The 17,726-nt window shown below is 68.5% G+C and carries 18 protein-coding genes; 10 read left to right on the top strand and 8 right to left on the bottom strand.

Annotated elements, in window-relative coordinates:
- Positions 1 to 103: 103 nt before the first annotated feature.
- Both J2Y49_RS01130 and J2Y49_RS01125 read right to left on the bottom strand, forming a co-directional pair.
- Positions 104 to 634 carry a GNAT family N-acetyltransferase gene (locus J2Y49_RS01130; protein WP_310111141.1) on the bottom strand — a complete coding sequence of 177 codons (531 nt, stop codon included), beginning with the start codon at positions 632 to 634 and terminating at the stop codon, positions 104 to 106.
- Entirely contained in the window at positions 631 to 1,281 is a 651-nt protein-coding gene (locus tag J2Y49_RS01125) for a glutathione S-transferase family protein (protein ID WP_310111139.1), read from the bottom strand. Before J2Y49_RS01125 ends, J2Y49_RS01130 begins: the two co-directional genes overlap by 4 nt.
- Positions 1,282 to 1,506: 225 nt before the next feature.
- Here J2Y49_RS01125 and J2Y49_RS01120 point away from each other — a divergent pair, with 225 nt between their 5' ends.
- The 5 genes from J2Y49_RS01120 (at position 1,507) to J2Y49_RS01100 (ending at position 6,715) form a co-directional block, all read left to right on the top strand.
- Positions 1,507 to 2,172, top strand: a complete 666-nt coding sequence (locus tag J2Y49_RS01120; protein WP_310111137.1) for an alanyl-tRNA editing protein — start codon at positions 1,507 to 1,509, stop codon at positions 2,170 to 2,172.
- 553 nt (positions 2,173 to 2,725) lie between these two features.
- Positions 2,726 to 4,105, top strand: coding sequence for a leucyl aminopeptidase family protein (locus tag J2Y49_RS01115; RefSeq protein ID WP_310111134.1), 1,380 nt, complete (start codon positions 2,726 to 2,728; stop codon positions 4,103 to 4,105).
- Positions 4,106 to 4,296: 191 nt separating this feature from the next.
- Positions 4,297 to 5,319, top strand: coding sequence for a flagellar motor switch protein FliG (gene fliG, locus J2Y49_RS01110; protein ID WP_194910040.1), 1,023 nt, complete (start codon positions 4,297 to 4,299; stop codon positions 5,317 to 5,319).
- A 28-nt stretch (positions 5,320 to 5,347) separates the two neighbouring features.
- Complete coding sequence (locus J2Y49_RS01105) at positions 5,348 to 6,199, top strand: AraC family transcriptional regulator (RefSeq protein ID WP_310111130.1); 852 nt, start codon at positions 5,348 to 5,350, stop codon at positions 6,197 to 6,199.
- 42 nt (positions 6,200 to 6,241) lie between these two features.
- Positions 6,242 to 6,715 carry a DUF2000 domain-containing protein gene (locus J2Y49_RS01100; RefSeq protein ID WP_310111128.1) on the top strand — a complete coding sequence of 158 codons (474 nt, stop codon included), beginning with the start codon at positions 6,242 to 6,244 and terminating at the stop codon, positions 6,713 to 6,715.
- Between the two features lie 22 nt (positions 6,716 to 6,737).
- Here J2Y49_RS01100 and J2Y49_RS01095 read toward each other — a convergent pair whose 3' ends face one another.
- The gene (locus tag J2Y49_RS01095; protein ID WP_310111125.1) at positions 6,738 to 7,934 is read right to left on the bottom strand and encodes a cyclic nucleotide-binding domain-containing protein; all 1,197 of its coding nucleotides are present in this window, start codon (positions 7,932 to 7,934) and stop codon (positions 6,738 to 6,740) included.
- Positions 7,935 to 8,002: 68 nt separating this feature from the next.
- On the bottom strand, positions 8,003 to 8,500 hold the full coding sequence (locus J2Y49_RS01090) for a low molecular weight protein-tyrosine-phosphatase (protein WP_310111123.1): 498 nt from the start codon (positions 8,498 to 8,500) through the stop codon (positions 8,003 to 8,005).
- A 108-nt stretch (positions 8,501 to 8,608) separates the two neighbouring features.
- Between J2Y49_RS01090 and J2Y49_RS01085 the strand changes: the two genes are divergently transcribed.
- Complete coding sequence (locus J2Y49_RS01085; protein WP_310111121.1) at positions 8,609 to 9,349, top strand: NAD-dependent deacylase; 741 nt, start codon at positions 8,609 to 8,611, stop codon at positions 9,347 to 9,349.
- Positions 9,350 to 9,353: 4 nt separating this feature from the next.
- Positions 9,354 to 9,953 (top strand): uracil-DNA glycosylase family protein, encoded by a 600-nt coding sequence (locus J2Y49_RS01080; protein WP_409017794.1) that lies wholly within the window; start codon positions 9,354 to 9,356, stop codon positions 9,951 to 9,953.
- 38 nt (positions 9,954 to 9,991) lie between these two features.
- Here J2Y49_RS01080 and J2Y49_RS01075 read toward each other — a convergent pair whose 3' ends face one another.
- On the bottom strand, positions 9,992 to 10,342 hold the full coding sequence (locus J2Y49_RS01075) for a metallopeptidase family protein (RefSeq protein WP_014249055.1): 351 nt from the start codon (positions 10,340 to 10,342) through the stop codon (positions 9,992 to 9,994).
- 142 nt (positions 10,343 to 10,484) lie between these two features.
- On the opposite strand from J2Y49_RS01075, the gene J2Y49_RS01070 reads away from it, so the two are divergent.
- The gene (locus tag J2Y49_RS01070; protein WP_194910044.1) at positions 10,485 to 10,787 is read left to right on the top strand and encodes a 4a-hydroxytetrahydrobiopterin dehydratase; all 303 of its coding nucleotides are present in this window, start codon (positions 10,485 to 10,487) and stop codon (positions 10,785 to 10,787) included.
- A gap of 69 nt (positions 10,788 to 10,856) precedes the next feature.
- On the opposite strand, the gene J2Y49_RS01065 is transcribed toward J2Y49_RS01070, so the two are convergent.
- Positions 10,857 to 12,860, bottom strand: coding sequence for a HAMP domain-containing methyl-accepting chemotaxis protein (locus J2Y49_RS01065; RefSeq protein WP_310111112.1), 2,004 nt, complete (start codon positions 12,858 to 12,860; stop codon positions 10,857 to 10,859).
- Positions 12,861 to 13,069: 209 nt separating this feature from the next.
- Positions 13,070 to 14,917, bottom strand: coding sequence for an extracellular solute-binding protein (locus J2Y49_RS01060; RefSeq protein ID WP_310111110.1), 1,848 nt, complete (start codon positions 14,915 to 14,917; stop codon positions 13,070 to 13,072).
- 164 nt (positions 14,918 to 15,081) lie between these two features.
- Here J2Y49_RS01060 and ppa point away from each other — a divergent pair, with 164 nt between their 5' ends.
- On the top strand, positions 15,082 to 15,639 hold the full coding sequence (gene ppa / locus J2Y49_RS01055) for an inorganic diphosphatase (protein ID WP_310111108.1): 558 nt from the start codon (positions 15,082 to 15,084) through the stop codon (positions 15,637 to 15,639).
- Positions 15,640 to 15,662: 23 nt separating this feature from the next.
- Here the strand turns inward: ppa and J2Y49_RS01050 are convergent, their stop codons facing one another.
- Complete coding sequence (locus J2Y49_RS01050) at positions 15,663 to 16,730, bottom strand: NAD(P)H-binding protein (protein WP_310111106.1); 1,068 nt, start codon at positions 16,728 to 16,730, stop codon at positions 15,663 to 15,665.
- An 88-nt stretch (positions 16,731 to 16,818) separates the two neighbouring features.
- Between J2Y49_RS01050 and J2Y49_RS01045 the strand changes: the two genes are divergently transcribed.
- The gene (locus tag J2Y49_RS01045; protein WP_310111105.1) at positions 16,819 to 17,724 is read left to right on the top strand and encodes a LysR family transcriptional regulator; all 906 of its coding nucleotides are present in this window, start codon (positions 16,819 to 16,821) and stop codon (positions 17,722 to 17,724) included.
- Positions 17,725 to 17,726 lie beyond the last annotated feature (2 nt).

Genomic DNA, 17,726 nt, shown 5'->3' with positions numbered 1-17,726 from the left:
ATCCCCTCTCCCCCCCCCCCGGGAGAGGGGGTAATCGAGGGACGGACATGAAAACGGCGCGCCATCCGGCAGGACGGCGCGCCGTTTCTCATTCGGGGTTGCGTCAACCTTCGGCCGAGGACAGTTCCAGCGTCATGACGATGCTGTCGAACTGGACGCCCGGCGCCAGGATCACCGACCGCTTTCCAACCGGATGGAAGCCGGCCGAGGCGTAGAACCGCTCGGCGACGAGGCTCGACAGGCATGCCAGCCGGCGGACACCGACAACCCTGGCCTCCGCGATGCAGCGGCCGAGAAGGGCGCTGCCGACACCCCGGCGCAACCAACCGGGATGGGTGGCGAAATGCCGGATATGTCCGACCGTCGGGTCGACCGGCTGGCAGGGCGGCCCCGGCGGCTCGCGGGTCCAGCCGCCGCAACCGATGACGGCGCCGTCCTCCGCCACCGCCAGATGATAGGTGCCCGACCGCAGCAGCAGCGGGTTGGCCTTCATCATCGCCGGCAGGGCGCGCTCCAGCACGTCCGCCGGATAGCCCGCGGCCATCAGCGGCGGGTATGAGGCCCGGAGCAGCGCGCCGACCGCCTCGGCATCCTCCGGCCCCGCCGGCCGGATGGTGAAGCCGGCAGCGCTCAAGGCTCGAACTCCCACGGCTCTTCCTTGGCCGCCGCCATCCACTCCCGCATCGCCGGCAGCGCCAGCACCGCGTCCATATAGGCGCGCGACTCCGGCGACACCGCGACGCCATAGGTCTCCAGCCGCGTCACCACCGGGGCGAACATCGCGTCGGCGATGGTGAAGGCGCCGAACAGGAACGGCCCGCCCGCCGGGGTGCCGAAGCGGCTGCGGACATCGGCCCACAGTGCCTCGATGCGGGCGATGTCGGCGGCGGTCGCGTCCGTCATGCCCTGCCCTTTGCGGTCGCTCTTCAGGTTCATCGGCATGCTGGTGCGCAGCGGGACGAAACCGGAATGCATCTCCGCCGACACCGCTCGCGCGACCGCCCGCGCCGCCCGGTCCGCCGGCCACAGCCCTGCCTCGGGCGCCAGTTCCGCCACATACTCGCAAATCGCCAGCGAATCCCACACGGTCAGCCCGGCATGGATCAGGGACGGCACGCGGCCCGACGGCGAATGCTCGGCGATCCGGGCGGCGGTGTCCGGCTGGCGCAGGGGAATGACGGTCTCGGCAAAGGCAAGACCCGCCTGCTTCATCGCCAGCCAGGGGCGAAGCGACCAGGATGAATAAGCCTTGTTTCCCATCACCAGAGTCAGGTCGGACATCGGGCTGCACCTTTCAGGACACGCAATCTGCGGGGGCGTGAGCATGACCTGCCACCCTGGACCATAGCAAGCCATCCGGTTGTGCCGGGGCAAGCATTTGCCGCGCCCGCGCGACAGTGCTTTTCCGGATATCTCATCGGATCGGATATAGTGTACGGCCGGATCGGCGGGGTGAACCGTCCATCCGCGACACAAATCGTTCTCTTACGGTACGCGAGGTCCGCCATGACCCGGAAGATGTTCTGGGACGATCCCTACCGCACCCGCCTGGATAGCCGCATAGCCGCGGTCGACGGCGACGAGGTTATGCTGGAGGCCACCATCCTCTATGCGCTCTCCGGCGGGCAGGAGAGCGATGCCGGCACGATCGGCGGCTTCGAGGTGCTGGAGGCCCGCAAGGACGGTCGCGAGATCCGCTACAGGCTTGCGCCCGGCCACGGCCTCGCCCCCGGCGATGCCGTCGCGCTGAAGATCGACTGGGAGCGCCGCTATCGGCTGATGCGCCTGCACTTCGCAGCCGAGATCGTGCTTGAGCTGGTGATGGGCCGCCTGCCCGGCATCCACAAGGTCGGCGCCCATATCGCCGCCGACAAGGCGCGCATCGACTTCGCCTGGAACGAGCCGCTGACCCCGCTGCTGCCCGAATTCGCCGCGGAGGCGGCGCGCATCGTCGCCGCCGACACCCCCATCCTGAGCGGCTTCAGCGACGAGGCTGCCGAGCGTCGCTTCTGGGAGATCCCCGGCTTCGCCAGGGTGCCCTGCGGCGGCACGCACCTGCGCCGGACCGGCGAGATCGGCGCGCTGACCCTCAAGCGTCGCAACACCGGCAAGGGCAAGGAGCGGATCGAGATCGCGCTGGTCGACGCTCATCCTTCGCCTTCGCGGGAATGACGGCCGAATGGATGCCATGATTCCAGTGGCTTAATATCGCTCTGAGTTGCGTGCATCCCGTGGTGGTCGGCAAGGGACGCTCGCAGTGTGCCCGGACTCGGCGCGCCCGCCCTCCTGCGCCGTCATGGTTCATTCAACCGCTGGCAGCTTTCACTCCCTATGGTAGGATAATCTACCTACAGGGCTGGGGAGGCGGTGGCATGTCTTCGATGGGTCGCTCCATTGGAGCCGTTCGTTCGCTCCGCCTTTCCGGCAGCATCGCCCGACCGGCGCAGGGGAGCTTGGAACATCGGCGGAAAGCCGTTCCACTCTGTTCCATTTGTTCCATCCCGCGTCGAAAACGGCGCTACGGTCGGAGTATGGCGGCCGGATGGAACAGCGGAACATGGCTGGAAAACCGTTCCACTCTGTTCCATCCGCCGACTTTCACAGCCCGCCCATGCCTGCCCGGCGCATGCCGCCCCTTTCCAGCCGCCGCCCGGCGCGCCATCCTTGAGGGATGGGCATCCGTGTCGGATGCGTGACGTGATCTCGTGAGAAGGATTCCCCAGTCTTGCTCGCCACCCTGCTTGCCGTTGACGGTCCGGACACCGTCGCCCTCACCCCCGTGACCAAGGCCGGACTGCCCGACTGGCTGGCCGCTCAGTCGCCGGCCACAGCATCCTGGGTCAAGGCGGTGGGCTTTACCGGCGAGGCCGGATCGACCGTCTTCCTGCCGGGACCGGACGGGGGCGTCGCCCATGTGCTGGCCGGCGTGTCGGCCATCGACGATCTGTGGGCCTTCGCCGGGCTGCCCGCCTCGCTTCCGGCCGGCTCCTACAGGATCGACGCGACACTGGATGCGCGGACGGCGACGCGGGCGGCGCTGGGCTGGGCGCTCGGCAGCTATCGCTTCAGCCGCTACAGGAAGCCGCCGGAGAAGGGCTTCGCCAATCTGGTCTGGCCGGCGGAGGCCGACCGCGGCGAGGTGGAGCGGGCGGCGACCGCCACCTGGCTGGTGCGCGATCTGGTCAACACCCCGGCCTGCGACATGGGTCCGGCCGAGCTGGCCCAGGCGGCGCAAGACTTGGCCGCCGAGTTCGATGCGGCGGTCGAGGTGATCGTCGGGCAGGACCTGCTCGACCGCGACTATCCCGCCATCCATGCCGTCGGCCGCGCCAGCCCGCGCGAACCGCGGCTGATCGACCTGCGCTGGGGCAACCCGCAGCACCCGAAGGTCACCATCGTCGGCAAGGGCGTCTGCTTCGACACCGGCGGGCTGGACCTGAAGCCGTCCTCGGCCATGCTGATCATGAAGAAGGACATGGGCGGGGCGGCGCATGCCCTGGCGCTCGGCCGGATGATCATGATGGCCGGGCTGCCGGTGCGGCTGCGCGTGCTGGTGCCGGCGGTGGAGAATGTCGTGTCCGGCGACAGCTTCAAGCCGCAGGACGTGCTGAAGACCCGCAAGGGCCTGACGGTGGAGGTCGGCAACACCGACGCCGAAGGCCGCCTGATCCTGTGCGACGCGCTGGCCGAGGCGGATGCGGAGAAGCCGGATCTGCTGATCGACTTCGCCACCCTGACCGGTGCGGCCCGCGTGGCGCTCGGCCCCGACCTGCCGGCGCTGATGTGCAACGACGACGCGCTGGCCAACGACCTGACGGAGGCCGGGAGCGCGGTCGACGACCCGATGTGGCGGCTGCCGCTGTGGGCGCCCTACCGCAAGGGGCTGGACAGCAAGGTGGCGGACATCAACAACGTCACCAGCAACGGCTTCGCCGGCGCCATCACCGCTGGGCTGTTCCTACAGGAATTCGTGTCGAAGGGCACGCCTTGGGCGCATCTGGACACCTATGCCTGGAACGGTTCCGCCCGTCCCGGCCGGCCGGAGGGCGGCGAGGCGCTGGGCCTGCGCGCCGCCTATGCCGTGATCGCCAAGCGGTTCGGCTGAGGTTACAGCCGGCGGAGGCAAGGGGCGGCAGGAAGGGTGGGGAGTTGGCTGAATTTGTCCCCACCCCTCTCCCCCTGAAGGGATGGAATGCCCAAGCGGATCGTATTAAAACGGAAGAATAGGAAACCTGACGTGTAAGAATGAACCGCCCGCCCCAGGCGCGAGGTGGGCGGATTGGTGGAGGCGGACAGATGGCGTTGAAGGTTCGCGAGGATTACCGGACCCTCACCGGCCCGGAAAAGGCCGCCATCATGATGCTGGCTCTGGGCGAAGAGCATGCCACCAGGCTGTTCTCGCTGATGGATGACGAGGAGATCAAGGAACTGTCCCAGGTGATGGCCAACCTGGGCACCGTCTCGGCCAACCTGATCGAGCGCCTGTTCGTCGAGTTCGCCGAGCAGATGTCGGCCACCGGTTCGCTCGTAGGCTCCTTCGATTCGACCGAGCGCCTCCTGATGAAGACCCTGCCGAAGGACAAGGTCGACCAGATCATGGAGGAAATCCGCGGTCCGGCCGGCCGTACGATGTGGGACAAGCTGGCGAACGTCAACGAGTCGGTGCTGTCCAACTACCTGAAGAACGAGTACCCGCAGACCGTCGCCGTCGTCCTGTCCAAGATCCGTCCCGAACATGCCGGCCGGGTGCTGACCCAACTGCCGGAAAGCTTCGCCATGGAAGTCGTCATGCGCATGCTGCGCATGGAGGCGGTGCAGAAGGAGGTTCTGGACGACGTGGAGCGCACGCTGCGCACCGAGTTCATGACCAACCTCGCCCGCACCAGCCGCCGCGACAGCCACGAGATGCTGGCGGAGATCTTCAACGGGCTGGACCGCACCACCGAGCACCGCTTCATGGCCGCCCTGGAGGAGCGTAACCGCGACAGCGCCGAACGCATCAAGTCGCTGATGTTCACCTTCGAGGATTTGTCGAAGCTCGACCCCGGCGGCGTCCAGACGATGCTGCGCACGGTGGACAAGCAGAAGCTGGGCACCGCGCTGAAGGGCGCGTCGGAAACGCTGAAGGACCTGTTCTTCTCCAACATGTCCGAGCGCGCCGCCAAGATCCTGCGCGAGGACATGGCCGCCATGGGACCGGTCCGCGTCCGCGACGTGGACGAGGCGCAGATGTACATGGTCCAGTTGGCCAAGGATCTCGCCGCCCGCGGCGAGCTGGTCATCTCCGAAGGCGGCGGCGAGAACGAGCTGATCTACTGACCGGCGATCCGGCTATGGGAGGTGCCGCATGGCGGAAAGGGCGGGCGGCGAGAAGGATTGGGTGGCGGTCCGCCGCGATGCGGAGACCGGCATCGAGACCATCCGCGCCCATTTCCGCGGCCATGCCTATGACCTGCACGATCATGACGAGTTGCTGGTCGGCGTCACCGAGCAGGGGGTGCAGGCCTTCCGCTGCCGGCGGCGGCTGCACACCAGCACCCCCGGCCGCGTCATCCTGATCGAACCCGGCGAGGCCCATGACGGCCACAGCCCGGAAGAGGACGGCTTCACCTACGCCATGCTCTACCTGCCGGTGCCGCTGCTGACCGCGCGCACCGACACCTTGAACGGCTTGCTGCCGCGCGCCGCAGGTTCATTGGGTTTCCGCGACACGCTGGCCGACGATCCCGGACTTGCCGCGACGATCCTGTCCGCCTTCCTGGCCCTTCACCGCGGGGAGGGGCGGCTTGCCCGCGACCTGTCGGTGGACCGTCTGGCGGCGAGGCTGGCCGGCCATCTCGCCCCGCCGCCGGACCGCCAGCGCCTGCGTCCCGACCGCGCCGCCGCACTGGCACGCGACCTGCTGCACGCCCGGATGGCCGAGGATGTCGGTCTGGACGTGCTGTCGGCCGCGGCCGGCGTCGACCGCTTCCGTCTGAACCGCGCCTTCCGCGCCGCCTTCGGCCTGTCGCCGCATGCCTATCTGGTCCGGCTGCGCCTGCGCGCCGCCCGCCGCCGGCTGGCCGACGGCGAGGCACCGGCCCTGGTCGCGGCAGAGGTCGGGTTCGCAGACCAGAGCCATCTCGGCCGCTGGTTCCGCCGCGCCTACGGCATGACGCCCGCCGCCTACCGCGATCTGTGCACGAACGTTCCAGACTGAGACGCGATCATCCGGCATCTGGATGGGCGAAGGAGACCTCCCATGATGCCCGACAGTTCGATGTTCGACAGCCTGATGACAGAAACCACGCCCCCCGACGCACCCGTCCGCTTCGACACCAAGGTCGCGCTGGTCATCCGCGCCGATTTGGCCGTATGGCAGAAGCTGAACGTCGCCGCCTTCCTGGCCACCGGCATCGCCGCCGCGGCCCCTGAAGCGCTGGGCGAGCCCTATGTCGACGGTGCCGACCGCCGCTATGGCCGGATGCTCGGCCAGCCGATCCTGATCTTCGCAGCCGATGGCGACCAACTCCGGGCCGTCCGCGACGGCGCCTTGGAACGGGGACTGACACTGGTGCCCTATGTCGCCGCGATGTTCGCCACGGGGCACGATGCCGCCAACCGCACCGCTTTCCGGGCCGAAGACCCGGCCGCCCCCGATCTGGTCGGGCTGGCCCTGCGCGGGCCGAAGAAGGCGATGGACAAGACGGTGAAGGGGCTCGCCCTGCACGGATAGGAGACGACGGCCTTTTCCGCCCTCACAGCTCCTGCGGCAGGGTGATCGTCACCGTCGTGCCGGCCCCCGGCGCGCTGTCGAAGGCGATCCGGCCGCCGAGCGGGCCGGTCACCGTGTTGAAGACGACGGCCAAACCCAAACCCTTGTGGCCGCGGGCGCGGGCGGTGGTGAAGAAGGGGTCGGTCAGGATCGGCAGATGCTCCGCCGGGATGCCGGCGCCTCGGTCGCGGACGATCAGGTTCCAGGCCGGCACCGCATCCAGCGTCGCCGGCTCCACCGCCACCTCGGCGACACCGGGACCGCCGGAATAGCCATGGGCGGCGGCGTTGGCGAACAGGTGGTGCAGCACCCGCTCCAAAGGCTGGGTGCAGCCTAGCCAGGGACAGGGGGCGCCCGGCATCACCCGCAAGGCCAGCGGCAGGTCCGGATGCTGGACGGCGAACAACGCCGCGATGTCGGCCGCCGTCTGGCGCAGGTCCAGCGCCTCCAACGGTTCGGCGTTCTGGCAGGCGGCGATGGCGGAAAACGCCTCCACCAGGTCCACCGCGCGGGCGAGGTTGGCGTCGAGCAGGGCGGCCGGCTCCCGCAATTCCTCGGTCGCGAGCGGGCCGTTTCCGGGACGGGCCAACTCCTGCAGGTGGCTGGCGGTGGTGACGCAGACGCCGAGCGGCGTGTTCAACTCGTGCGCCAGCCCGGTCACCGCCTGGGTGATGGCGCGCTGGCGGGCCAGTGCCGATTCGGCGATGCGGGTGCGGCGTTCCAGATCCTCGCGCACCACCCGTTCCGACACCTCGCGGATCATCCGGCTGAGTTCGCGCAGCAGCTTCGCCAGCAGATCGGGCGAGGGGGAGATCAGCGCCAGGAACAGCTCGCGTTCCAGCTCGAACACCGTCACCGGCGTGGCGGCGATCACCGAGGCGGAGCGGGCGCCGCCGTCGATCAGCGCCATCTCACCGAAACAGTCGCCGGCGCGGCGGAATCCGACCTCCACCTGACCGCCGAACTGGTCGTTGCGCACCACCCGCACCGTGCCGTCCAACAGCACGTAAAGCGAACTGGCGCCGTCGCCTTCGCGCATCAGCACCGTGCCGGCCGGTGCATCGAACACCCGCCCGCGCGAGGCCACTGCCGCGCGCTCCTCCGGCGAGAAGGCCTCGAACAGGACGATGCCGTCGAGGATTCCGCCGGGCGTGGTGGTGCCGGTGGCTGCGCTGGTCATGGCGGACGGATGCTCCGAAAGGGCTAATCCCGGCAGCATAAACCAAGCAACCGGGGCACAGCGAGACGTTAACCGATGCGTTCGCGAATCGGAAACTTGCTTTCGCGCATCAGGCGGTCCAACAGGCCGCGCGACCCGGCCTCGCACAGGTCCAGCACCTCTTCGAAGCCGTCGGGGCCGCCGTAGTAGGGATCGGGAACCTCGCTTCCCGCCAATCCAACTGAATCGTCCAGGAACAGGCGGAGCGCCGCGGTGGTACCCGGCGGAGCGATGCGGCGCAGCTGGGCCAGATGGCCGTGGTCCATCGCCAGAATATGGTCGAAGCCGGTGAAGTCGGCCACAACCACCTTGCGGGCACGCAGAGCCGACAGGTCGACCCCGCGGGCCAGCGCCGCGCGTTGCGTGCGCTGGTCGGGCGGCTCACCGACGTGGTAGCTGTGGGTGCCGGCGGAATCGGCGATCACATGCGGCCCGAGGCCGGCGCGCTCGGCCAGATGGCGGAACACCCCCTCGGCAGTCGGCGAGCGGCAGATGTTGCCCGTGCAGACGAACAGGACCTTGACCACCTGCGGTATCCCCCTTCTTTCTTTTCAGCGGCTTTACTTCCGGGCGCGACGAGCGTACGCCGCAGCAGTTTTCCACATGACCGGTTTCCGAACCGCTAAGGGGATGCAATGCCCTCACCCGCGCTGACCAACCGCCTGCGTCCGACCGACTCCATCGTCATCCTGACCGGGGCCGGGATTTCCAAGGAATCGGGGCTGGACACCTTCCGCTGCGCCGGCGGCATCTGGAGCCAGGTCGATCTGGAGGATGTGGCGACGCCGCAGGGCTTCGCGCGCAACCCCGACCTCGTCCACCGCTTCTACAACGACCGCCGCCACGGCCTCGCCGACCCGGCGGTGCAGCCCAACGCCGCACACCGGGCGCTGGCGGAGCTGGAGCGGCGCTGGAAGGGCGATGTCCTGCTGGTGACCCAGAACATCGACGACCTGCACGAGCGCGGCGGATCGACGGCGCCGCTGCACATGCATGGCGAGCTGCTGAAGGCCTTCTGCCTGCATTGCCGCACGGTGACGGAGGTACAGGGCGACCTGTCGGTGCACGACCATTGCCTGACCTGCGGGCGCAAGGGCGGCATGCGGCCGGACGTGGTTTGGTTCGGCGAGATGCCCTACCAGATGGAGCGCATCCAGCGGGCGCTGGAGGAATGCGACCTGTTCGTGTCGATCGGCACGTCCGGCCATGTCTACCCCGCCGCCGGCTTCGTGGCGGAAGCGCGGTCGGCCGGCGCCTATACGGTCGAGCTGAACCTGGAACCGTCGGAAGGAGCTTCCTATTTCCACAGCTCGATCAACGGTCCGGCGACCCAGGTGGTGCCGGCCTTCGTTCAGGATTTGCTGACGCTTGTCTGATGACATGGTTGAGGGCGGTTCCGACCTGGACCGCCTGTTCGCGACGGTGCGCGCCTGCACGCTGTGTGCGGGCGTCCTGCCGCATGGCTGCCGCCCGGTTCTGCGCGGCACCCCCACCGCCCGCCTGCTGATCGTCGGGCAGGCACCCGGCGCGCGGGTTCATGCCAGCGGAATCCCCTGGGACGACGCGTCCGGCGACCGGCTGCGCAAGTGGCTGGCGATGGACCGGACCGCCTTCTACGACGAATCCTGCATCGCCGTGGTGCCGATGGGGCTGTGCTATCCCGGAACGATGCCGAAGGGCGGCGATTACCCACCGAGGCCCGAATGCGCCCCGCTGTGGCACCCACCTGTGCTGGAGGCGCTGTCGGGCGTGCGGCTGACCCTGCTGATCGGACAGTACGCCCAGGCGCGCTATCTGGGCGACCGCCGCAAGGCGACGATGACGGAGACGGTGGCGAACTGGCGCGACTACGGCCCGGCCACCATCCCGCTGCCGCACCCGAGCTGGCGCAACACCGCCTGGCTGAACCGGAACCCCTGGTTCGAGGAGGAGTTGGTGCCGGCGCTGCGCCGCCGGGTGGCCGAGGCGCTGGAGGGCTGAGGCGCGACGCCCCTACTCCGCCCCCCTACTCCGCCCCCCTACTCCATCGTCTCGATCCGCTCCATGTCATCGTCGGAAAAGCCGAAATGGTGGCCGATCTCGTGGATCAGGACATGGCGGACGATGGCCGGCAGTTCCTCCCCCGTCTCGCACCAGTAATCCAGGATCGGACGGCGGTAGAGGAAGATCATGTCCGGCCCGCCGCGCAGGTCGGCGACGCTTTGCCGCGTCAGATCCACCCCCCGGTACAGCCCCAGCAGGTCGAATGGGCTTTCCAGCTCCATCTCCCGCTCGGTATCCTCATCGGGAAAATCCTCGACATGGATGACGAGGTTCCCGACCGGGGCCAGAAGCTCCGCCGGGATGGTTTCAAGCGCTTCTTCGGCCATGCGCTCCAGGTCTTCGACCGTGGGCGGAACCGTATGGGGACCTGAAGGTTTCCGTATCATGCCGCAGAAGGTAGCGGACCGCCGTCCGTTCGCCAAGAAGCTGCGGGCGGCAAAAGTAGGGACGGAAGAAAGGGAGGTCATCATGTCCGATCGTTTGGTCGGCGCGCATCGCCAGACGGCGCTGAAGGAACTGCACGGCTGGTCGGAGGTGCTGGAACGCGACGCCATCCGCAAGACCTACCATTTCGCCGATTTTCCGGCCGCCTGGGGGTTCATGAACCAGGTCGCCCTGCTGGCCGAGAAGACCGGCCATCACCCCGAATGGTTCAACGACCTCGGCCGGGTGGAGGTGATCCTCTACACCCGCAGCGCCGACGCCGTGACCCCGGCCGACATCGACTTCGCCCACCGCCTGGACCAGATGGCTCCGCTGCACGACCGGTAGGGCCGAAATGAAAAGCCCTTCTCCCGCCTTTGGGAGAAGGGCCCGCCTTGAGAGAAAGGCCGACGACGGTCAGGCGGCGCGGATGCCGGCCAGGAAGGTCTCCACCTCGCGGCGCAGGTCATCAGCCTGACGCGACAGACCGGTGGAAGCGTCGAGCACCTGCGACGCCGCCCGGCCGGTCTGGGCGGCGGCCTCGTGCACCTGCGCGATGTTGCCGCTGACCTCGCCGGTGCCCTGGGCCGCCTGCTGGACGTTGCGCGAGATCTCCGACGTGGTGGCGCTCTGCTCCTCGATGGCGGCGGCGATGGTGGCGGCGATCTCGTTCATCGTGCCGATGGTGCCGCCGATCCCCTCGATGGCGTTCACCGTGCCGCGCGTGGCGTTCTGCACGCTGTTGATCTGGGCGGAGATGTCCTCGGTCGCCTTGGCGGTCTGGTTGGCCAGTTGCTTCACCTCGCTCGCCACCACGGCGAAGCCCTTGCCGGCCTCACCCGCCCGCGCCGCCTCGATGGTGGCGTTCAGCGCCAGCAGGTTCGTCTGGCTGGCGATGTCCTGGATCAGCTTGACCACCTCGCCGATGCGCGCGACCTCCTCGGCCAGATTGCGAACGGAGCCGGTGGTTTCCTGCGCCTCGCGCACCGCCTGGGCGGCGACGCCGTTGGAGCGGGAGACCTGCTCGCTGATCTCGCGGATCGAGGCGGTCATCTCCTCTGTCGCCGAGGCCACGGTCTGCACGTTCACCGAGGTCTGCTCCGCCGCGGAGGTGGAGGCGGAGGCCTGACGGCTGGTCTCCTCCGCCAGCGCCGCCATGGATTCGGCCGTCTCGCTCAACTGGGCGGAGGCACCGGACACGCTGGTCAGGATGGCCGACACCGTCCGGTCGAAGCCCTGCACCATCCGCTCGACAGCGGCGGCGCGCTTCTCGCGGGCGGCGCGCTGGGCCTCCTGTTCGGACTCCAGCCGCACGCGTTCGATGGCGCTTTCCTTCAGCACCTGGATCGCACGCGCCATCGCGCCGATCTCGTCCGGCAGCTTGGAATAGGCGATGTCGACGCCGAGATCGCCGTCGGCCAGCCGGACGACGGTGGAGGTGAGGGAGCCCAGACGCCGCGTGACCTGGGCCGACAGCACGATCAGCACGATGCCGAAGGTGATGCAGACCGCGGCCAGGACCACCGCGGCGAGGATCAGTTGGGTCCAGGCCTGGGACACGCTCTCCCGGTTCGACTCGTGCGCCACCGCCAGGGCGGCATCGCGCATCACCAGGATGTTGTTCAGCATCGGCGTCACCCAGGGGCGCCACTCGGAAAGCTGCAGGGGTGGCGGCGCGCCCTTGCGTACGGCGTCGATCACGCTCTGGAAGCGCTTTTCGCCCTCCGTCATCATGGTGGCGCGCACATGGTCCAGCGCCCTGGTCAGCTCCGGCGGGTTGCCGAGGTTGAGCACCGCCTGCTGCATCATCTGCCAGAGCCCGCCGATCCTGCCGGTCATCTCGGTCGCCGCCTGCAGCCGCTCCGGCCCGAAGACCATGCCGCCGACGAACAGCCCGACGGAGGCGGAGCGGGTGCCGCCGACGTCGCGCATGTCCTGGGCCAGCCGCGCCAGATTGACGTGCCCGAACAGGTCTGGACCGTTGACGATGGTGGAGCGGTAGGTCTCGTCGATGGCCTTGCCGACATTCTGGTTGGCTGCGGCGATGGCATCGACCGTGGCCGCGGCGATGGTCGCCGGTCGGGCCGGTTTGGCCTGCTCCGCCGCCTGACGGGCGGCCGTCCGTGCCGCCTTCAACTGGTTGGCGGCGGTGACGATCGGGGTAGGGGCCAAGCCCGAGGCTTCAATTTGCTCGCGGGCCTTGGTCAGAGCCGCATCGCTGGCGGCGATGGCGGCCTCCAGCGGCTGGGCCGCGGCGGCGTCCAGCGGCTTGTCGCTGTCGAAGGCAACCGCCCAGCGCCCCCGTTCACTCGCCAGCAGGGGGCCGACCTGCAGCGTCGCCTCGAATGCCGAAAGCGAGTTCTCCGTCCGGTGGCGCTGCCGGAGATCGCCCACGGCGTTCCAGGCGAGAACGACAGCCATGCAGATCGGAAAGGCGGCGATCAGAACATTTGCGCACAAAATTTTCGTGCGAATATTCATCCTATGTCCCCTGCGCGGCGCGACGTATGCAATCAGGGTCGACAATAGCAATGATCTATTACCGAACATCAGTCAGGGGCCATCCTGATCGCCCGTCCGCCAGAGATTGCGCCGAAATCCATTTGGACGCCCGCGCGATCGGCAAGGAGTCAGGGCGCCACCCACCAGCTTTCCACCATCGGCCCGTACAGCGGTGTGTTTGCCGGACGGTGCAGGGTTGACCGGCGGGCGATCCGGTCCACCGGACTGTGGAACAGCGGGACCATGTAGTGCCCCCACAACAGCACCCGGTCCAGCGCCCGCACCCGACCGACCAGTTCCGCCCGCGTTGTGGCCGCGGCGATGGAGCGGGCGAGCGCGTCGACCACCGGATCGCGGATGCCGGCCAGATTGCGGCTGCCCTCCTGCCCGGCGGCGTCGGAGCCATAATAATAGAGCTGCTCGTTGCCGGGAGACAGGCTGGACGCCCACCAGCGCATGGTCATATCGAAATCGAAACGGTCCAGCCTCCCTTGGAACTGGGCGCTGTCCACCGTCCGGACGCGCGCGTCGATGCCCAGAGGCTCCAGCGAACGGGCGAACTCCAGCGCCACCCGCTCCTCCGACGTATCGGCAAGAAGAATTTCGAAGTCGAAACGATTTCCGGCCGCATCGGTCAGCCGGCCGTCGCGCACCCGCCAGCCGGCCTGCTCCAGCAGCCGCAACGCCTCGCGCCGGCTGGCGCGCAGGCCGGCCGGGCCGTTGCCGGTCCCGCCATCCGGCAGGGCGAAAGAGTGGGTGAACAGGTCCGGCGGCAACCGGTCGCGGAAAGGCTCCAGCGCCCGCAACTCCTCCCCCTCCGGCAGGCCGCGGGCGGCAAGGTCGGAGTTGGGGTAATAGCTGGCGGTGCGGGTCAGCAGGCCGTGGAACAGGCCGCGCCCGATCCAGTCGAAGTCGGTCGCCATGCCCAGCGCCCGGCGCACCCGCAGATCGGCGAAGATCGGCCGGCGGGTGTTGAAGATTAGGCCGCGCGCCGGTTCCGGCCGCCGGTTCGGCAGTTCCTCCCGCACAATGCGGCCGTCGCGCAGGGCCGGACCGTCGTAGCCGGTGGCCCATTTGGCCGGATCGCTCTCGTAACGAACATCGCCCTGCCCGGCCTTGAACGCCTCCAGCGCCACGGAATCGTCGCGGTAATAGTCGAATTCCAGCCGGTCGGCGTTGAACTGCCCGACGCGGGTCGGCAGGTCGCGGCCCCAATAGTCGCGCACCCGCTCGTAGACGATGCGGCGGCCCGGATCGACGGCGGCGATGCGGTAGGGACCGCTGCCCAGGATCGGCTCCAGCGTCGTGCGGTTGAAGTCGCGGCCGGTCCAGAAGGCTTTCGAATGGATCGGCATCAGCCCCATCAGCAGCGGCATCTCGTGGTCGATGGCTCCGTCCGGGTTGGAGGCGAAGGCGAAGCGGACGGTCTGCGGATCGGGCGCTTCGGCCACCGCGACCTTGGCGTAGAACAAACGGCGGTTGGGCGTGCCGTGCCGCCGCTGCATCTCCAGGGAGAACAGCACGTCGTCGGCGGTCACCGGCGTCCCGTCATGCCAGCGCGCCTTGGGATTGATGCGGAAGGTGACGGCGGAGCGGTCGCCGGCTACTTCCACCCGGTCGGCCAGCAGGCCATAGAGCGAGAAGGGCTCGTCCCACGACCGCGTCAGCAGCGTCTCGAACACATAGCCCAGCCCCAGCGCCGGGACGCCCTTGACGATGTGCGGGTGGAGGCTGTCGAAGCTGCCGGTCACCGCCTGCCGGATGGTCCCGCCCTTCGCCGCGGCCGGGTCGACATAGGGGAAGGCGGTGAAATCCGGCGGCAATGCCAGATCGCCATGCATGGCTATGCCATGCGTTGCACCGGCGTGCGTGGCGATGCCGTGCGTCGGCGTGCCGTGTTCGGGGGCCTCCGCGCTGGCCGAACGGAGCGCCGGCAGAGCCAGAAGGATGAGGAGCAGGATGATCGGGCGGGCCATGCCCGGCAGGGTTGCCCCTTTGCCGCACCTGCGCAAGAGCCCACGCAAGTTCCTTGGCCTTGATCGGCGTTCCGCCTAAACTCCGGCCCCGCGTGGCGCCGGACCGGGCATCGGCGCCGAAACAAGAACGTGCCCTGAATACGCCAGTCGAAGGAACGCGATACATGGATCTGAGCAAGCTCGCCGCGGGTAAGAATGCCCCCTGGGACGTGAACGTCGTCATCGAGATTCCGATCGGCGGCCAGCCGGTGAAGTACGAAGTCGACAAGGAATCGGGCGCGGTTTTCGTCGACCGTTTCCTGCACACCGCGATGTTCTATCCCTGCAACTACGGCTTCATCCCGCACACCCTGTCGGGTGACGGCGATCCGGTGGACGTCTGCGTCGTCGGCCAGCACGGCGTCGTCCCGGGTGCGGTCCTGCGCTCGCGTCCCATCGGCGTCCTGTACATGGAGGACGAGGCCGGCGAGGACGAGAAGCTGCTGGCCGTTCCGGTCGACAAACTGCACCCCTTCTACACCGACGTGAAGAACTACACCGACCTGCCGTCGATCGTGATCGAGCAGATCGCCCACTTCTTCGAGCACTACAAGGATCTCGAGAAGAACAAGTGGGTGAAGGTCCGCGGCTGGGGCGACGCCAACGAGGCCGCCAAGAAGATCGAGGAAGGCTTGGCCCGCGCCCAGGAAGCCAACAAGGGCATCCCGGGTCCGGTGGTCTGAGGATTGGTTTGAACCCTGTGGTCTCAGCCCAGGCGGCTTGAGGCCACGCGGTCGGGTATGCATCTCCCTGCCTCCGGCGATCCCGCCGGCTGTGCGGGGAGATGCCCCAGCTCGAGATGCCCCAACCCGGCAAGCGTCCTGCGCACCGCCAGATCCAGCAGGGTGTGCGGTTCCTCGCCCAGGAAGGTAAGAAGGCGGCGGTTGTCGAGCCGCACCGGTTCCTGCCACAGATAGCGCATCTCGCTGAGTTCGCGGAACAGCGGCACTGCCAGACCGGCCAGCCGCAGCACCCACCAGGGCATCCGCCGCACCGGCAGATCCGGCTCGCCCAATGCGCGGACGATGGCCGCGACCATCCGGCCGCCATCGGCATCCCAGTGTCCATCCATGTGGAACATCGCGTCGTCGCCCAACTCCGCCTCGCGGTCGAGCAGGCGCATCGCGGTTTCCGCCACGTCGGGCAGATAGGCCCATTGATGGCCGATCCCCGGCCGGCCCGGTTGGTTGATCCGGGTCGGCGGCTTGCCGGGTGTCAGCAATCCCTGGCTGAACCAACTGTTGCCCGCCTGCGGACCGAAGAAGTCGCCGCAGCGCAGGATCAGCAGCTTCGTCCCCTGCCCCACCGCGCGATGCAGGCGGCGCTCCATCTCTACCCGGATGGCACCCTTGCGGGTGAGCGGGTTCTGCGCTGCAGTCTCCGGGATCAGCGGGAAGACGTCGGGGCCGTAGTTGTAGACGGTGCCGGGCAGCAGGATGCGGGCATCGTTGGCACGGGCCGCGGCGATGCTGTTGTCGAGCATGGGTAGAACCAACCGGTCCCAATGCCGGTAGCCCGGCGGATTCACCGCATGGACGATCAGCGCGGCGCCCTTGGCTGCCGCCGCCACGTCGGTGGCATTCATCGCGTCGCCGAACATCCACTGAATTCTGTCCCGTTGCAGCCGCTCCGCCGGTTTGCGGCGCAGACCGCGCACCGTCCAGCCGCGTGCCCCCAGCGCCCGCGCCATCTCGCCGCCGATTCCGCCGGTCGCACCCAGAACCAGGGCAGTCCTGCCCGTGCCGGTCGCCTGCCGCTCCATCGCTGTCTCCATCGCTTCTCGCTTCATGATGGCAGAAGGATGGGGCCGGTAGCGGATAAACGGAATTGTCGAACTCCGGCTAATCGTTATACTGAAATCGATGAACCAACCACCACCCAGTTGGGACCTCTACCGCAGTTTCCTGGCGGTGATCCGTGAAGGGTCGCTGTCTGCGGCGGCACGCGCCCTGGGGTTGACGCAACCCACCCTCGCCCGCCATGTCGCGGCGCTGGAGGAGGCGGTCGGCGGCACGCTTTTCGTGCGCTCTCCACGCGGGCTCGATCCGACCGACGCGGCGCTGGCCTTGCGTCCGCAGGCGGAGGCATTGGACGCGGCGGCGGCCAGCCTATGGCGCACGGCGTCAGGCTGGGGAGCGGAGGTGCGCGGCACGGTGCGGGTCACCGCCAGCGAGGTGGTGGGCGCCCGCCTCCTGCCGGCGATCCTGGCCGGCCTTCGGAGCCGCCACCCAGCGCTGGAGGTCGAGCTGGTGCTGTCCAACGGCATCGACAATCTGCTGCAACGCGATGCCGATGTCGCGGTGCGGATGGTGGAACCGGACCAGCAAGCGCTTCTGGTGCGGCGGGTCGGCAGCATCGCGCTAGGTCTGCATGCCCATCGGCGCTACCTGGAGCGCCACGGCACGCCACGCAGCCTGGAGGAGCTCGACAGCCACAGCCTGATCGGCTTCGACCGCGAGACGCCGGACATCCGCGCATTGATGCAGCGTGTGCCGGGCCTCAGCCTGCCCCGCTTCGCGCTGCGCACCGACAGCCATCTGGCGCAGCTGGCGGCGATCGAGGCCGGGTTCGGCATCGGCATCTGTCAGGTCCCGCTGGCGCGGCGGAACCCTGAACTGGTCCGCCTGCTGGCCGACCGCTTCGAGTTGCCTATGGGGGTGTGGGTCGCCATGCACGAGGATCTGCGCACCACCCCCCGCTGCCGTGCCGTCTTCGACGGGTTGGCGGCGGGCCTGATGGATCATGTGTCAGCGAATCACGTGACGTAGCG

The sequence above is a fragment of the Azospirillum sp. BE72 genome, from assembly GCF_031455875.1.
GTDB lineage: Bacteria > Pseudomonadota > Alphaproteobacteria > Azospirillales > Azospirillaceae > Azospirillum.
This window is presented reverse-complemented; position numbering and strand designations above follow the sequence as displayed.

What these genes read in the sequence shown, in the direction of transcription:
- J2Y49_RS01045 (WP_310111105.1), top strand. Translation starts at nt 16,819, where the DNA reads ATGAACCAACCACCACCCAGTTGGGACCTCTACCGCAGTTTCCTGGCG.
- J2Y49_RS01060 (WP_310111110.1), bottom strand. Translation starts at nt 14,917, where the DNA reads ATGGCCCGCCCGATCATCCTGCTCCTCATCCTTCTGGCTCTGCCGGCG.
- J2Y49_RS01075 (WP_014249055.1), bottom strand. Translation starts at nt 10,342, where the DNA reads ATGGCCGAAGAAGCGCTTGAAACCATCCCGGCGGAGCTTCTGGCCCCG.
- J2Y49_RS01070 (WP_194910044.1), top strand. Translation starts at nt 10,485, where the DNA reads ATGTCCGATCGTTTGGTCGGCGCGCATCGCCAGACGGCGCTGAAGGAA.
- J2Y49_RS01105 (WP_310111130.1), top strand. Translation starts at nt 5,348, where the DNA reads ATGGCGGAAAGGGCGGGCGGCGAGAAGGATTGGGTGGCGGTCCGCCGC.
- J2Y49_RS01085 (WP_310111121.1), top strand. Translation starts at nt 8,609, where the DNA reads ATGCCCTCACCCGCGCTGACCAACCGCCTGCGTCCGACCGACTCCATC.
- J2Y49_RS01125 (WP_310111139.1), bottom strand. Translation starts at nt 1,281, where the DNA reads ATGTCCGACCTGACTCTGGTGATGGGAAACAAGGCTTATTCATCCTGG.
- J2Y49_RS01080 (WP_409017794.1), top strand. Translation starts at nt 9,354, where the DNA reads ATGGTTGAGGGCGGTTCCGACCTGGACCGCCTGTTCGCGACGGTGCGC.
- fliG (WP_194910040.1), top strand. Translation starts at nt 4,297, where the DNA reads ATGGCGTTGAAGGTTCGCGAGGATTACCGGACCCTCACCGGCCCGGAA.
- ppa (WP_310111108.1), top strand. Translation starts at nt 15,082, where the DNA reads ATGGATCTGAGCAAGCTCGCCGCGGGTAAGAATGCCCCCTGGGACGTG.
- J2Y49_RS01120 (WP_310111137.1), top strand. Translation starts at nt 1,507, where the DNA reads ATGACCCGGAAGATGTTCTGGGACGATCCCTACCGCACCCGCCTGGAT.
- J2Y49_RS01065 (WP_310111112.1), bottom strand. Translation starts at nt 12,860, where the DNA reads ATGGCTGTCGTTCTCGCCTGGAACGCCGTGGGCGATCTCCGGCAGCGC.
- J2Y49_RS01100 (WP_310111128.1), top strand. Translation starts at nt 6,242, where the DNA reads ATGATGCCCGACAGTTCGATGTTCGACAGCCTGATGACAGAAACCACG.
- J2Y49_RS01095 (WP_310111125.1), bottom strand. Translation starts at nt 7,934, where the DNA reads ATGACCAGCGCAGCCACCGGCACCACCACGCCCGGCGGAATCCTCGAC.
- J2Y49_RS01050 (WP_310111106.1), bottom strand. Translation starts at nt 16,730, where the DNA reads ATGGAGACAGCGATGGAGCGGCAGGCGACCGGCACGGGCAGGACTGCC.